Source organism: Aquabacter albus (assembly GCF_040049275.1).
Lineage (GTDB): Bacteria > Pseudomonadota > Alphaproteobacteria > Rhizobiales > Xanthobacteraceae > Aquabacter.
Genome location: NZ_JBDZDT010000001.1, coordinates 241,207 through 255,081, shown reverse-complemented (window position 1 = coordinate 255,081; position 13,875 = coordinate 241,207). Strand labels below are relative to the sequence as shown.

13 protein-coding genes are annotated in these 13,875 nt (G+C 67.5%); 6 read left to right on the top strand and 7 right to left on the bottom strand.

Features of this window, described 5'->3' with window-relative positions; translation table 11 throughout:
* Positions 1-89: 89 nt before the first annotated feature.
* The 3 genes from ABLE91_RS01050 to ABLE91_RS01040 all read right to left on the bottom strand — a co-directional run bounded on the left by ABLE91_RS01050 (position 90) and on the right by ABLE91_RS01040 (position 3,677).
* Positions 90-2,177 carry an FUSC family protein gene (locus tag ABLE91_RS01050; RefSeq protein WP_348927606.1) on the bottom strand — a complete coding sequence of 696 codons (2,088 nt, stop codon included), beginning with the start codon at positions 2,175-2,177 and terminating at the stop codon, positions 90-92.
* A gap of 96 nt (positions 2,178-2,273) precedes the next feature.
* Positions 2,274-3,158, bottom strand: a complete 885-nt coding sequence (gene hemF / locus ABLE91_RS01045; RefSeq protein WP_348927603.1) for an oxygen-dependent coproporphyrinogen oxidase — start codon at positions 3,156-3,158, stop codon at positions 2,274-2,276.
* A gap of 33 nt (positions 3,159-3,191) precedes the next feature.
* Positions 3,192-3,677, bottom strand: a complete 486-nt coding sequence (locus ABLE91_RS01040; RefSeq protein WP_348927600.1) for a tRNA (cytidine(34)-2'-O)-methyltransferase — start codon at positions 3,675-3,677, stop codon at positions 3,192-3,194.
* A gap of 287 nt (positions 3,678-3,964) precedes the next feature.
* Here ABLE91_RS01040 and petA point away from each other — a divergent pair, with 287 nt between their 5' ends.
* From petA to ABLE91_RS01025, 3 genes are read left to right on the top strand one after another with little or no spacing between them, the layout of a single operon-like run.
* Positions 3,965-4,489 carry a ubiquinol-cytochrome c reductase iron-sulfur subunit gene (gene petA, locus ABLE91_RS01035; protein ID WP_348927598.1) on the top strand — a complete coding sequence of 175 codons (525 nt, stop codon included), beginning with the start codon at positions 3,965-3,967 and terminating at the stop codon, positions 4,487-4,489.
* Positions 4,490-4,526: 37 nt separating this feature from the next.
* Positions 4,527-5,786, top strand: coding sequence for a cytochrome b (locus ABLE91_RS01030; protein ID WP_348927595.1), 1,260 nt, complete (start codon positions 4,527-4,529; stop codon positions 5,784-5,786).
* A gap of 19 nt (positions 5,787-5,805) precedes the next feature.
* Entirely contained in the window at positions 5,806-6,642 is an 837-nt protein-coding gene (locus tag ABLE91_RS01025; protein ID WP_348927593.1) for a cytochrome c1, read from the top strand.
* A 408-nt stretch (positions 6,643-7,050) separates the two neighbouring features.
* Here the strand turns inward: ABLE91_RS01025 and ABLE91_RS01020 are convergent, their stop codons facing one another.
* Entirely contained in the window at positions 7,051-7,464 is a 414-nt protein-coding gene (locus tag ABLE91_RS01020; RefSeq protein WP_348927591.1) for a VOC family protein, read from the bottom strand.
* 133 nt (positions 7,465-7,597) lie between these two features.
* On the opposite strand from ABLE91_RS01020, the gene ABLE91_RS01015 reads away from it, so the two are divergent.
* Both ABLE91_RS01015 and ABLE91_RS01010 read left to right on the top strand, forming a co-directional pair.
* Entirely contained in the window at positions 7,598-8,143 is a 546-nt protein-coding gene (locus ABLE91_RS01015) for an adenine phosphoribosyltransferase (protein ID WP_348927589.1), read from the top strand.
* An 89-nt stretch (positions 8,144-8,232) separates the two neighbouring features.
* Positions 8,233-8,970 carry a ZIP family metal transporter gene (locus ABLE91_RS01010; RefSeq protein WP_348927586.1) on the top strand — a complete coding sequence of 246 codons (738 nt, stop codon included), beginning with the start codon at positions 8,233-8,235 and terminating at the stop codon, positions 8,968-8,970.
* 48 nt (positions 8,971-9,018) lie between these two features.
* Here ABLE91_RS01010 and ABLE91_RS01005 read toward each other — a convergent pair whose 3' ends face one another.
* Positions 9,019-10,689: an electron transfer flavoprotein-ubiquinone oxidoreductase gene (locus ABLE91_RS01005; RefSeq protein ID WP_348927584.1), complete on the bottom strand. Its 1,671-nt coding sequence runs from the start codon at positions 10,687-10,689 to the stop codon at positions 9,019-9,021.
* A 152-nt stretch (positions 10,690-10,841) separates the two neighbouring features.
* Between ABLE91_RS01005 and ABLE91_RS01000 the strand changes: the two genes are divergently transcribed.
* Positions 10,842-11,720: a uracil-DNA glycosylase gene (locus ABLE91_RS01000; protein ID WP_348927581.1), complete on the top strand. Its 879-nt coding sequence runs from the start codon at positions 10,842-10,844 to the stop codon at positions 11,718-11,720.
* 25 nt (positions 11,721-11,745) lie between these two features.
* Here ABLE91_RS01000 and ABLE91_RS00995 read toward each other — a convergent pair whose 3' ends face one another.
* Together ABLE91_RS00995 and pyk are read right to left on the bottom strand one after the other, a co-directional pair.
* Positions 11,746-12,216, bottom strand: coding sequence for a CYTH domain-containing protein (locus ABLE91_RS00995; RefSeq protein WP_348927578.1), 471 nt, complete (start codon positions 12,214-12,216; stop codon positions 11,746-11,748).
* A 154-nt stretch (positions 12,217-12,370) separates the two neighbouring features.
* The gene (gene pyk / locus ABLE91_RS00990) at positions 12,371-13,864 is read right to left on the bottom strand and encodes a pyruvate kinase (protein ID WP_348927577.1); all 1,494 of its coding nucleotides are present in this window, start codon (positions 13,862-13,864) and stop codon (positions 12,371-12,373) included.
* Between the last annotated feature and the right edge of the window lie 11 nt (positions 13,865-13,875).

The window sequence follows — 13,875 nt, the reverse complement described above, 5'->3', positions numbered from 1 at the left end:
TGCGGATACGTTCGGAGCTGACCTGCGTGCGCTAGGGCGGCTGAGGGACGATGCGGCCCCGGAGCCCGTCACGTCGCCGCGCTATCGCCTCATGCCTTGGTCACGGCCTTGCCTGGCGCCGGGGTCTCGCCGGAGGCGCTGAAGACGGGTTGCGCCAGAGCGGCAAGCGCGTCGCGCAGCATTTCGAACTCGGAGGTCAGGCGTTCCAGCTCACGCCCGAGGAATGTGTCTTCGCCCGTTGCTTCTGCAGGCAGCGCCGCCCGCAGCGTTTTGGTCGAGGTGCGTGGCGCGCCGGTGCCGAGGCCGGCCAAAGCCGAGGCGAAGGCGGTGCGGAAGGGCGTGAGCGCGGCGGGCTGTCGGGCCAGCGCGGGGGCCGCGTTCATGAGGGCGTTCAGGGTCCGGCTGAGCTGCTGGAGCGCTGTTGAGGCGCGGATTGTCGCCTGCATGGCGCCGGGCTCGCCGCCAATCTCGGTCATGGCCCGCTGCAGGGCGGCCTGGAGGTTGGTGGTGTCGAGCCCGGCCCGGCGGCGCGCCGCCTCGGCTGCGGCCACGTCCGTTCGCCCCTCGGCCGCGTTGAGCACGAAGTCGGCATAAGCCGCCATGGACGACACGGAGGCGCGGAGCAGGCCGGGCAGGTTCCGCCGCTCGAAAGTAGGCCAGAGGAGGTGCCCGCCCACCAAGGCCAGCGCCGCGCCGATGCCTGTCGCGAGGAGGCGCATGGGCCCCACATCGAGCCCCAGCCCCGGCGTCAGCACATGCTCGAAGGGGATGAGCCCGGCAGAGAGGAAGAAGATGGCGAGGCTGTAATTGAAAGGCAGCACCGCCATCATCCAGAAGAAGGCGATCGCCACGACGAAGAGCTGGAGGGCCGGGGTCGGCAGCAGCGGCATGAGCGCCATGCCCACAAGGATGCCCGCGGTGGTGCCGGCGAGGCGCTGCACGGCGCGCGCCAGCGTCATGCCCGCATAGGGTTTTAGAATCACCGTCACCGTGAGCGGCACCCAATAGCCGAACGGCTTCGGGAACACCCAGAAGATCATCACCGCCACGGCCGCCACCACCGCGAAGCGCAGCGCGTGCCGGGCCACCACCGAGTTCCAGTCCAGATTCTGGATTAGTGGCGCGAGGATCTGCGAGAGGCGCGCGCTTGGAGCAGGCTGGGCGAGGGGCAAAGCAGGCGCCGCATCGCCGAGGAGGATGTGGAGCGCGTGGGAGAGTTCCCGCTCCATGCGGTTTTCCAGCGCGCTTGTGCCGAATGCCGGCTGCGCCCCGGCGGCATGGGCGTCCAGTGCCGTCATGAGACCGCGCAGGTCCGCTTCCGGCGCCTTTCCCTCCAAGGCGGAGGCGATGGCGAGGGCGGCCTCCCGGAACAGGGGAGGGGGCGTGCGGCCCTCTTCCAGGAATGCGCCGGTGAGCGAGAAGAGGCGGTCGGCCATCTCGATCAGCACCAGATGGCGCTGGTTGGCCCGGCTCGATGCCTGCGCCGCGCCACGGGTCTGGGAGGCCATGCGGCGCGCCTCGGCGATGGCGCTGCGCACCCGTGTCTCGGGTGAGATGGCGCCGTGCGGACCCTTCGGCTCGAAATAGTCGGCCGCGGCGCGATAGCAGGCAGCCACCTGCGCCTTCACCCGGCCATGGGGGCCGCCGAAGCGCAGCGCCAGCGTGAGGACAAGGGTGAGCCCGCCGCCCAGCGCGAACAGGCCGCCAAGATGGAAAGCGTGGGAGAGGGAATGGTTGCTGCCCGGCAGGCCGAGCTCCGCATAGGCCCAGGCAATGGGCAGCGACATGGTGGCGAAGGCATTGCCGTAGACCCCCATGAGGCCCGTAAGCAGCCCCCAGAACAGCATGCCGGCCACCGCCAGCGGCAAGCTGGCGCCGGCGAGCACGCCTGTGGCCAGCGCAAGGCCGCCCAGCAGCGCGCCGATGGCGAGGCGCAGCTTCTGGTGCCGGTCGCCATCGTCCATGCTGTCGCCGATGGCCAGCAGATAGGCGCCGATACCGACCCAGATGAGGGACGGCATGTCCAGCCACCGCGCCAGAACCAGCGGCACCAAAAGGCCGATCAGGGTGCGCAGCGCCAGCACCCAGCCGAGGCGCCTCGTGTCGAACACCAGGAGATCCGCCGCGAGCAGCCGCGCGCGCTCGCGCCAGCCGGGGGCAGGGGCGTCAGGCGGCATGGATCACCTGCCGGATGTCGGCGTCCCGTGCGGGCTTCTGCACCCTCGCCCCCGAGCCTGTTGCGCGGACGTTGTCGCGCGACTAGGGCCTGGATTTCAAGGCCACTTCACCACGGGGGGCATGGAGGAGAGGATGGAGGCGACATTGCCGCCCGTCTTCAGGCCGAAAATGGTGCCCCGGTCGTAGAGCAGGTTGAACTCCACATAGCGCCCGCGCCGGATGAGCTGCTCCTCCCGGTCCGCCTCGCTCCAGGGGGTGGAGAGGTTGGCGCGCACGAGCTTGGGGTAGATGTCGAGGAAGGCGCGGCCCACGTCCTGCGTGAAGGCGAAGTCGGCGGGGAAGTCGGAGCTGTCCAGCCAGTCATAGAAGATGCCGCCGATGCCGCGGGGCTCATTGCGGTGCTTCAGGTGGAAATAGTCATCGCACCACGCCTTCAGTTTCTTGTAGTCGGCCACCTTGTGCGGCGTGCAGGCGGCCTTCATGGCGCGGTGGAAGGCGATTGTATCGGGGTCTTCCTGGGTGCGCCGCCGGTCCAGCACCGGGGTGAGGTCCGCCCCGCCGCCGAACCAGCTCTTGGTGGTCACCACGAAGCGGGTGTTCATGTGCACCGCGGGCACGTGCGGGTTCGTCATGTGGGCGATGAGCGAGATGCCGGAGGCCCAGAAGCGCGGGTCTTCCGAGGCGCCGGGGATCTGGCCACGGAATTCGGGAGCGAACTCGCCATGGACGGTGGAGGTGTGCACGCCCACCTTCTCGAACACGCGCCCGCGCATCAGCGCCATGGTGCCGCCCCCGCCCGGTGCGCCGCTATGGTCGGTGCGATCCCAGGGGGTGCGCTCGAAGCGGCCGGGGGCGCCGGGGTAGAGGGATGCGGACGCCTCGTCCTCGATCGCCTCGAAGGCGGCGGTGATGCGCGTCTGAAGCTCCTCGAACCAGGTGCGGGCGCGGGTCTTGCGAACCTCGATGTCGGGGGGGAGCATGGAGACGTCCTTCCTTCCTTCTCCTTGCGCCTTCTATCCCCGTTCGGCCACCTCGGGAATGGAGCCGGGAAAGAGACCGGTCTGGCGCAGTGCCTCCGCCAATGCCATGCCGGCGGCGACCGCCACATTGAGGGAGCGCAAACCGGAGCGCAGGGGAATCACGAGGCGCGCATCGGCCGCAGCATGCACTTCGTCCGGCACGCCGGCCGATTCGCGCCCGAACAGCAGCGCGTCGTCGGGGCGGAAAGCGAAATCGTGGAAGGGCCGAGCGCCCTTCGTGGTGAACAGAACAAGCCGCCGTCCCTCCTGCCTGCGGCGCGCCTCGAAGGCGGCAAAAGAGCTATGGCGTTCGAAATCCACATGGTCGAGATAGTCCATGCCGGCGCGCCGGAAGGCGGCATTCCCCACCGGAAAGCCCGCCGGCTCGATGATATGCACGGGAACGCCGAGGCACGCGCCGGTCCTCAGGCAGGTACCAGCATTCTGGGCGATGTCGGGGCAATAAAGCGCGAGGATCATTGAGCTTGAGCCTTGGAGCGGGGCATCGGGACGGCCGGGGTGTTCCCGAGGGGCCGCCTTGCGCGTTCATGCCACCCCGGCAGGACCGCGTGCCGCACGGCGGCGATCTGGACAAGGGCAAAAGAGGGTGCAATTAGAGGCAATCGAATGTGGCGCTCCGCAGGCAGCGGGGCCGCCGCACAAGGCCTCGCGCCGCGCGCGGAATGGGGGTTCCCGCGCACGGAGCTTCCCCCGCACCAAAGCGCGCCGTGTAGGCCTGACCGGACAGACGAGTGAGGACAAGCGCCGTGGCACATACGGAGACCTCGGGAACCAACCGTCGAGACTTCCTCTATATCGCCACGGGGGCGGTGGGCGCAGTGGGCGTTGCGGGCATGGTGTGGCCCTTCGTCTCCCAGCTCCAGCCGGACCAGTCGGTGCTCGCGCTCTCCACCACCGAAGTGGATCTCTCCCCCATTTCCGAGGGCCAGATCGTCACGGTCCAGTGGCGCGGCAAGCCCATCTTCATCTTCAATCGCGCCCCGAAGGACGTGGAAGCGGCCCGCGCCGTGCCCGTCAGCCAGCTGATCGACCCGCAGCCCGACCAAGACCGCGTGAAGGCGGGCCACGACAATTTCCTCGTGGTGATCGGCATCTGCACCCATCTCGGCTGCGTGCCCCTGGGCCACCAGGGCAATTATGACGGCTGGTTCTGCCCCTGCCACGGCTCGCAATACGATTCGTCGGGCCGCGTGCGGGTCGGGCCGGCGCCGCTCAATCTTGCCGTGCCCCCGTACAATTTCGTTTCCGACACCAAGATCGTGATCGGCTGACGCCGCGCGTCGCCTCGCTCAGTAAAGGTTGGACCCCATGGAAGGACATTCCACCTACCAGCCCCAGGGAAAGATCGCGCGCTGGTTCGAGAGCCGGCTGCCGCTGGTCGGACTGGTGCATTCCTCGGCCATTGCTTATCCGGTGCCGAAGAACCTGAACTATCTGTGGACGTTCGGGGCCATCCTGACCTTCATGCTGGTCTGCCAGATCGTGTCGGGCGTGGTGCTGGCCATGCACTACACCGCCTATGCGCCGATCTCCTTCGCCCGCGTCGAGCACATCATGCGCGACGTGGATTACGGCTGGCTCATCCGCTACATCCACGCCAACGGCGCCTCGATGTTCTTCATCGCGGTCTACATCCACATGTTCCGCGGCATGTATTACGGCTCCTACAAGGCGCCCCGCGAAGTGCTGTGGATCCTCGGCGTGATCATCTACCTGCTGATGATGGCCACCGCCTTCATGGGCTATGTGCTCCCCTGGGGCCAGATGTCCTACTGGGGCGCCACCGTCATCACCAACCTGTTCTCCGCCATTCCCTGGATCGGCGAGACCATCGTGCAGTATCTGTGGGGCGGCTATTCGGTGGGTGACCCGACCCTCAACCGCTTCTTCTCCCTGCATTACCTGCTGCCCTTCATGATTGCCGGCGTCGTCGTCCTGCACATCTGGGCGCTGCACCATGTGGGTCAGAACAACCCGGATGGCATCGACGTGAAGAGCGTCGCCAAGGACACGGTGCCCTTCACGCCCTACGCGACCATCAAGGACGTGTTCGGGATGGTGGTGTTCCTGCTGTTCTTCTCCTGGTTCATCTTCTACATCCCGAACTATCTCGGCCATTCGGACAATTACATCCCGGCCAATCCGCTCTCGACCCCGGCGCACATCGTGCCCGAATGGTACTTCCTGCCGTTCTACGCGATCCTGCGCTCGATCCCGGACAAGCTCGGCGGCGTGCTGTGCATGTTCGGCGCCATCGCGGTGCTGGCGCTGCTGCCCTGGCTCGACACCTCCAAGGTGCGCTCGGCCCGCTATCGCCCGCTGTACAAGCAGTTCTTCTGGATCTTCGCGGTGGTGGCGGTGGGCCTCGGCTATCTCGGCTCCCAGCCGGCCGAAGGCGGCTTCGTCATCGCCTCGCGTATCCTGACGGCCTACTACTTCATTCACTTCCTCATCATCCTCCCCGTGCTCGGCCTCGTCGAGCGGCCGAAGCCCATGCCCGCCTCCATTGCGGACGCGGTGCTGGCGCGGGGCGCGAAGGGGGCGGTTGCGTCCCCCGCGAAGGCCTGACGAGCACTCGGAGAGAGAGATGATCAATCGCAGCATTCTCTTCGGTGCGCTTGCGGCGGCGCTCCTTCTCGGAGCACCGGCCAAGGCGGCGGACGGCGGTCATGACGACCGTCCGCACCGGGAATCCTGGTCCTTCGCCGGACCTTTCGGCGGCTACGACCAGGGGCAGCTCCAGCGCGGCTTCAAGGTGTTCCGCGAAGTGTGCGCCTCGTGCCACTCGGCGAACTACTTCTACTTCCGCAACCTCGCCCAGGACGGCGGCCCCGGCTTCTCCGAGGCCCAGGCCAAGGCGGTGGCGGGCGAATATCAGGTCACCGACGGTCCCAACGACCAGGGCGAGATGTTCCAGCGTCCCGGCCGCCTGTCGGATCACTGGCCGGCGCCCTTCCCGAACGACCCGGCCGCCCGCGTCGCCAATGGCGGTGCGCTGCCGCCGGACTTCTCGGTGCTCGCCAAGGCCCGCTCCTACCATGTGGGCTTCCCGGGCTTCATCACCGACGCCTTCATCCAGTACCAGGAGCACGGCGTGGACTATATCCATGCGCTCCTGACCGGATACGTGGAGCCGCCGGCGGGCACGACGGTGCAGACGGGCCTGCACTACAACAAGTATTTCCCCGGCCACCAGATCGCCATGCCCAAGCCTCTGAGCGACGGGCAGGTCGAATATACCGACGGCGCGCCGGCCACGGTGGAGCAGTATTCCCGCGACGTCGCGGCCTTCATGATGTGGATGGCCGAGCCCCACCTCGATGCGCGCAAGCGCATGGGCTTCCAGGTGTTCATCTTCCTCATCGTGCTGTCGGGCCTGCTCTATTTCACGAAGAAGAAGGTGTGGAAGAACGTGGCGCACTGAGCGCCGGTTCGACCGACCTTGAGATGACGGAATGCCCGGGCTGGTCCCGGGCATTTTCTTTTTGGGGCACGACGGGGTTTTGCGCGCCTGTTTCGCCGGCTCGCCGTCATGCCCGGGCTTGTCCCGGGCATCCACGTCTCCCCTCTCGGTGCGCACCCCGCGGAGTCCCGTGGACGGCCGGGACGAGCACCTGTGTTCAAACCGCCGCTGATCTCACCCTCTCCCCTTGAGGGGACCGTGCGATATGCGCGGTTCGCCCCCTCTCCCGCTTGCGGGGGAGGGCTGGGGAGGGGGCTCTCAAGCAGAGCAACGCATTCGGACCTGCGGACGCACTTTTCCCCCTCCCTAACCCTCCCCCGCAAGCGGAAGAGGGAATGATGCAACGGTCCCTCCGCGCGAGGGCCGCGCTCACGTCCCCGCTTGGGGCTTGAACGGGTCATAGGTCCCGAAGCTCCACAGATGCCCGCCGGGATCGCGCAGCGAATATTCCCGCGAGCCATAGGGCGTATCGTAGAGCTCCATCACGATCTCCGCCCCCGCAGCCTTGGCCCTCGCATAGTGCGCCTCCACATCGTCCACCCGCACATAGAGCCCCATGGCGGTGGTGCTCCAGGGATTCGCCGGGTCGGGATTGGGCGCCGAGCCCAGCATCACCATGCCGCCGCCGAAGGTCATCTCCGCATGGGCGACGGTTCCATCCGGCCCGGGCACCACCATATGCGGGGCAAAGCCGAGGGCGCGCTCCAGCCATTCGACCGCCGCGGGGCCGTCCTGGTAGCGCAGGGCCGGGAACATGTTCGGCCGGCCGGGGATCTGGGTCATGGGCACTCCTCCGTCTATCTCGCCCATTGTAACGCAACGGCAGAGGCACCGCCTCGCCCCAAGGGGAGGGGCTGGCCGAAGGGGGAGTAGAATGATAGTCGGATGAAGACGCATCGCACCCGGACCGGCGACCATGACCCCATTCTCCTCAACGAATCTCGCCGACGCGATCCGCACCATTCCGGACTATCCCAAGCCCGGCATCCTGTTCCGCGACATCACCACTTTGCTCGGCGATGCCCGCGCCTTCCGCCGCGCCATCGATGAGTTGGTGCAGCCCTGGGCGGGCTCGAAGATCGACAAGGTGGCCGGCATCGAGGCGCGTGGCTTCATCGTCGGCGGTGCCGTGGCGCACCAGCTCTCCGCCGGCTTCGTCCCCATCCGCAAGAAGGGCAAGCTCCCGCACCAGACCGTGCGCATGGCCTATGCGCTGGAATACGGCGAGGACGAGATGGAGATGCACGTGGATGCCATCTCCCCCGGCGAGCGGATCATCCTGGTGGACGATCTCATCGCCACCGGCGGCACGGCCGAAGGCGCGGTGAAGCTGCTGCGCAATATGGGCGCGAAAGTCGAGGCCGCCTGCTTCATCGTCGATCTCACCGACCTCGGCGGCGCTGAGAAGCTGCGGGCCATGGATGTGCCGGTGCGCACGCTGATCTCCTTCGAGGGGCACTGACCGCCGGCGCTGCGCCGGGGCTGTCTTACGGCTGAGATGAAGCCGGGTGCATGGGTTGGCGGTCTTTGATCCCGCTCGGACGCGACCCCATGCAAGGCGCCTTGCCCATCGTCCTGATGACCCTTGTTCCCGCCGCCGCCGCTGCGCTCGGCGCGCTGCTGGGCATGGCGTGGCGCCCCGGTGCCATCACGCGCAGCTCCGTCCAGCATTTCACGGCCGGCGTCGTCCTTGCGGCGGTAGGCGTGGAATTGTTGCCGGAACTGAGCGCGGCATCGCCCTTGAGCATGTCCATCGGCTTCCTCCTCGGCGGCGGCGCCATGCTGGCGATCCGCGCCCTGGCGGGGGAGGGGGAAGAGCACGGGGACGGCGAAGCGCACGCGGAAGGTGAGGCGGTGAGCAAGGGCAGCCTCGCGCTCATCGCCACCGTGGGCGTCGACCTCTTCATCGACGGCATGCTGAGCGCGGTGACCCTGGCGGCGGCGCCGGAAAGCGGCTTTGTGGTAGTGGCCGCTCTGTCGCTGGAAGTCTTCTTCCTCGGCCTTGCCACCGTGGTCACGCTGGGGCGGAGCGTGGAAACGCTCCTGAAATCGTTCGGGCTGTTCGTGCTCATCCCCGTGGGCGGCCTCATCGGCGCGCTCGCCTTTGCGGCGGCCCCCGCCAACCTCCAGGCGGGCGTTCTGGCCTTCGCCACCGCCGCGCTGCTCTATCTGGTGGCCGAGGAATTGCTCGCCGAGGCCCATGAGGACGCGCCCGACACGCCGATTTCGGCGGGCGCCTTCTTCCTGGGATTCCTGGCGGTGCTGCTGCTGAAGGCAGTGGGAGGGTGATCTGAGATCCCCGGGTCAAGCCCGGGGATGACGGCGAGGAACAGGTCCTCACATATTAGGATAGTTCGGGCCGCCGCCGCCTTCGGGCGCGGTCCAGACGATGTTCTGGTTGGGGTCCTTGATATCGCAGGTCTTGCAGTGGACGCAGTTCTGCGCGTTGATCTGGAAGCGCGGCCCTGACGCCTCCTCCACCCATTCATAGACGCCCGCCGGGCAATAGCGGTTGGAAAGACCGGCATAGACGTCGTGCTCCGACGATTTCTGTAGCGCCATGTCCTTCACCTTGAGATGGATCGGCTGGTCCTCCTCGTGATTGGTGTTGGAGATGAACACCGAGGAGAGCTTGTCGAAGGTGAGCACGCCGTCGGGCTTGGGATAGGCGATGGGCTTGAACTGGGCGGCCGGCTTCAGGCTCGCCGCATCGCTCTTGCCGTGCTTCAGCGTGCCGAACAGCGAGAAGCCGAACGTGTTGGTCCACATGTCCAGCGCGCCGAGGCCGATGCCGATATAGGTGCCGAACTTCGACCAGAGCGGCTTCACGTTCCGCACCTTCTTCAGGTCCGCGCCCACGGCAGAAGAGCGCCACCGCGCCTCATAGTCCGCCACCTCGTCGTGCGCGCGGCCTTCGGCGAGAACCGGCACGAGATGCTCCGCCGCGAGCATGCCGGAGAGCATGGCATTATGGCTGCCCTTGATGCGCGGCACGTTCACGAAGCCCGCCGCGCAGCCCACCAGGAGGCCGCCGGGGAAGGTGAGCTTCGGCACGCTCTGCCAGCCGCCTTCCGTGATGGCGCGCGCGCCGTAGGAGAGGCGCTTTCCGCCCTCGAACGTGCCGCGGAACATGGGGTGGGTCTTGAAGCGCTGGAACTCGTCGAAGGGCGAGATATAGGGGTTCTGGTAGTTGAGGTGGACCACGAAGCCCACCATCACCTGCTCGTCCTCCATGTGGTAGAGGAACGCCCCGCCGCCGGTCTTGGGGTCCAGCGGCCAGCCGAAGCCGTGCTGCACCAGGCCGGGATGGTGCTTTTCCGGCTTCACCTTCCACAGCTCCTTCAGCCCGATGCCGAATTTCGGCGGCTCGCGCCCGGCATCGAGGGCATATTTGGCGATGGCCTGCTTGGTGAGGTGCCCGCGCGCGCCCTCGGCAAACACCGTGTAGCGGCCGCGCAGCTCCATGCCGCGGGTGAACTCACCCTTCGGCTCGCCGTCCCGGCCAACGCCCATGTCGCCGGTGGCGATGCCTCTCACCGCGCCCTTGTCGTCATAGAGGATCTCGGTGGCGGCGAAGCCGGGATAGATCTCGACGCCCAGCCCCTCGGCCTTCTGCGCGAGCCAGCGGCAGACATTGCCGAGCGAGCCGACATAATTGCCATGATTGTTCATGAGCGGCGGCATGAGCATGTTGGGCAGCCGCACGCCGCCGGCCGGGCCGAGCAGATAGAACTGGTCGTCCGAGACCTTGGTGACGAGGGGCGCGTCGGGCTCGCTCTCCCAGCCGGGGAGGAGGGCATCGAGGCCGCTCGGGTCGACGACCGCGCCGGAGAGGATGTGGGCGCCGACTTCCGAGCCCTTCTCCACCACCACGACGGAAACGTCTTCGCCCCGCTCGCCGGCGAGCTGCTTCAGGCGGATGGCGGTGGCGAGGCCGGCGGGCCCCGCGCCCACCACCACCACGTCGTAATCCATGCCTTCGCGTTCCGGCAGTTCCGCCTCGGTCATACCCGTGTCCCTAGACATCAATCTTTCGTCCTTGGAGTTCTTCCATGCTTGGGCCGCCATGACAATTCGCTTTGCTGCACCTGCGTCAGGCGCAGTGCGGAATCGCAGGACGGGTCGGGATGCTCTATGATGGAGGACGAACGCGCCGGCTAATGACGAATTTTTCTGTTTCATACATTCGCGATCTCCTGGCCTTCCATGTGGAGGCCGGGGTGGACGTTGCCTTGGGTGATGCGCCGGTGAACCGGTTCGCCGCCGCTGCGGCCGCGCGCGCAGCGAAGCCGGCGGAGGCGCCGCCCGTCCGGCCCGCCTCTTCCGCCTCCTCTTCGCTAGCGCCTTCGCCCCTCGTCCCGCCGCGCCCGGCCGCACCGCGCGCGGTCCCATCAGTTGCGCCTTCGCCCGTCATGGCCGCGCAGCCGCCGGACGAGGCGGTAATGGCTGCGCGCGAGGCGGCCCGCGCCGCCGGCAGCCTCGATGAGCTGCGCGCCATCCTCGATGCGTTCGAGGGCTGTCCCCTGAAGCGCACCGCGACGCGGCTCGTCTTTGCCGATGGGAAACCGGAAGCCCGCGTGATGTTCGTGGGGGAGGCGCCGGGGCGCGACGAGGACGCGCAGGGCCTGCCCTTCGTCGGCCGCTCCGGCCGGCTGCTGGATCTGATGATGGGCGCCATCGGCCTCGACCGGACCAGCGCCTACATCGCAAACGTCATTCCCTGGCGCCCGCCCGGCAACCGCACGCCGACGCCGCAGGAAACCGCCATCTGCCTGCCCTTCATCCGGCGGCAGATCGAACTGGCGGACCCGGATATCCTGATCTGCCTCGGCAACCCCTCGGCGCAGACGCTGCTCGGGATCACCGAGGGCATCACCAAGACCCGCGGGCGCTTCTTCTCCTACGACACGGGCAAGCGGACGATCCGCGCCATGCCGACTTTCCACCCGGCCTATTTGCTGCGCACGCCGTTGGGCAAAAGGCTGGTCTGGCGGGATCTGCTGGAGGTGGAGGCGGCATTGGGAGAGGCGAAGACCTAAAGGGTCTACCGGGACAAGTGCCGGCTCAAGCCCCGTTGCCGGTCATGGGCTCGCTCACCAGCGCAGAGTTCCGGTAGCGCGGGTCGTCGGTGACCTCCTCGCCGATCCAGGGCGGGAGGGCGACCTTCTCCGTGTCGTGGGACAATTCGATTTCGGCGACGACGAGGCCCTCATTGCCGGCCTCGAACACGTCCACCGTCCAGGTCTTGCCGGCGAACGGCACGTCGTAGCGCGTCTTCTCGATCAGCGGTTTCAGGCAATGGTCCCGCAGGAGGGCGTCCGCGTCGGCGACCGGGATCTCGTATTCGAACTCCGCCCGCGACATGCCCTCGGTGGAGCCCTTGACGGTGATGAAGGCGCGGGCGCCGGCATGGCGCACCCGCACGGTCGCGTTCTCCGAAATGCAGAGATAGCCCTGGCTGAAACGCTGCCCATGGGCACCCTCGCGCCAGGCATCGGAGCAGACGAGGAACTTGCGTTCGATTTCAACCGGCATGCGCACTTATCCCGAGCCGTGGAACGAGGTCGTATTCGAACGTCATCGGGACGCTTGGGGAAGAACAAAAACTCAGCCCGCGCCGGAGCGCGGGCAAGCAACCTGAGAACCATAGCGCATATGAGGCTATTTGTCGCGGAATTGTGCCGTGATATCAGGCGGTTTCGGTTACGCGGGGCGCGACCTCCACCTCCACGTCGTACTTGCTGGGCGGGTCGGTGTCGCCAATGGTGGTGACCCGCAGGATGTTGGTGGTGCCGGGGCGGGCGAACGGCACGCCGGCCGTGATGGCGAGGCGCTCGCCCGGCGTGCCCAGGCCCTCGCGCACGGCGATCCGCACCGCATTGTCCACCATCTCGCCGAAGGAATGGATGTCCTCCGGCGCATGCACGGCATGGACCGCATAGGAGAGGGCGAGGCGCCGCGCCGTCTCGATGCGGCTGGTGATGCCGAGGATGGGCTGGGCCGGACGCTCGCGCGCGGCGCGCAGGCCCGTGGTGCCCGACAGCGTGTAGGCGACGAGCGCCTTGGCGCCCACGGCGGTGGCGGTCTGGGTGGCGGCCTTGATGACCGCATCGCCGATTGTGTTGCCGCTGGGCGCCGGAGTCGCGTCGAGGATCTGGCGATAGCCGGGGTCGCGCTCCACGTTGCGGATGATCTCGTCCATGAACGAGACCGCCTCGATGGGATACTGGCCGGCGGCGCTCTCGGCGGAGAGCATCACGCAGTCCGCGCCCTCATAGACGGCGGTGGCGACGTCGGAGACCTCGGCGCGGGTGGGGACGGGCGCGGTGATCATGCTTTCCAGCATCTGCGTCGCCACGATCACGGGGCGGCCGAAGCGGCGGGATTCGGCGATCATGCGCTTCTGGATGGGCGGCACTTCGGGGAGCGACAGCTCCACGCCGAGATCGCCGCGCGCCACCATGATGGCGTCGGAGAGCTGGACCAGCTCGGTCAGATGCTCCACCGCCGCCGGCTTCTCCATCTTCAGCATGATGGCGGCGCGGTCGCCGATGATGGCGCGGGCCTCGTGGATGTCCTCGGGCCGCTGCACGAAGGAGAGCGCGATCCATTCCACGCCCTTGGAGAGTGCGAACTGGAGGTCCAGATGGTCCTTCTCGGTAAGCGGCGAGAGCGGCAGCACCACGTCGGGGATGTTGAAGCCCTTATTGTTGGAGAGCTTCGTGCCGCTGATGACTTCGGCATCCAGCCAGCCGGGTCCCTTGCCCACCACCCTCAGGCGCACCTTGCCATCGTCGCACAGCACGGTTGCGCCCAGGGTGAGCGCCTCGATGATGTCGGGATGGGGAATGGGGACGCGGGTGTCGTCGCCCAGCCGGCCCACGTCCGCGTCGAAGCGCAGGACCTTGCCGGGGGCGAAGGTGATTGCGTTCTCCACGAACCGGCCGAGCCGGAGCTTGGGGCCCTGGAGGTCGGCGATGACGCCGATGGGGCGGCCCATCTCGGCTTCCAGCGCGCGGATGCGGGCGAGCACCTCGCCGTGATTTTCCTGGGTGCCGTGGCTGAAGTTCAGCCGGAACACGTCCACGCCGGCGAGGAACAGCGCCCGGAGCATCTCCGGGCTGTTCGAGGCGGGGCCGACGGTGGCAACGATCTTGGTGGACCGGTCGCGTCTCAAAGCCATGGCTTTCCTCC

Excerpts from the sequence above, each read along its gene's own strand:
- ABLE91_RS01005 (WP_348927584.1), bottom strand. The coding sequence starts at position 10,689 with ATGACCGAGGCGGAACTGCCGGAACGCGAAGGCATGGATTACGACGTG.
- ABLE91_RS01000 (WP_348927581.1), top strand. The coding sequence starts at position 10,842 with ATGACGAATTTTTCTGTTTCATACATTCGCGATCTCCTGGCCTTCCAT.
- ABLE91_RS01025 (WP_348927593.1), top strand. The coding sequence starts at position 5,806 with ATGATCAATCGCAGCATTCTCTTCGGTGCGCTTGCGGCGGCGCTCCTT.
- ABLE91_RS01010 (WP_348927586.1), top strand. The coding sequence starts at position 8,233 with ATGCAAGGCGCCTTGCCCATCGTCCTGATGACCCTTGTTCCCGCCGCC.
- ABLE91_RS00995 (WP_348927578.1), bottom strand. The coding sequence starts at position 12,216 with ATGCCGGTTGAAATCGAACGCAAGTTCCTCGTCTGCTCCGATGCCTGG.
- ABLE91_RS01040 (WP_348927600.1), bottom strand. The coding sequence starts at position 3,677 with ATGATCCTCGCGCTTTATTGCCCCGACATCGCCCAGAATGCTGGTACC.
- ABLE91_RS01030 (WP_348927595.1), top strand. The coding sequence starts at position 4,527 with ATGGAAGGACATTCCACCTACCAGCCCCAGGGAAAGATCGCGCGCTGG.
- pyk (WP_348927577.1), bottom strand. The coding sequence starts at position 13,864 with ATGGCTTTGAGACGCGACCGGTCCACCAAGATCGTTGCCACCGTCGGC.
- ABLE91_RS01015 (WP_348927589.1), top strand. The coding sequence starts at position 7,598 with ATGACCCCATTCTCCTCAACGAATCTCGCCGACGCGATCCGCACCATT.
- ABLE91_RS01050 (WP_348927606.1), bottom strand. The coding sequence starts at position 2,177 with ATGCCGCCTGACGCCCCTGCCCCCGGCTGGCGCGAGCGCGCGCGGCTG.
- hemF (WP_348927603.1), bottom strand. The coding sequence starts at position 3,158 with ATGCTCCCCCCCGACATCGAGGTTCGCAAGACCCGCGCCCGCACCTGG.
- ABLE91_RS01020 (WP_348927591.1), bottom strand. The coding sequence starts at position 7,464 with ATGACCCAGATCCCCGGCCGGCCGAACATGTTCCCGGCCCTGCGCTAC.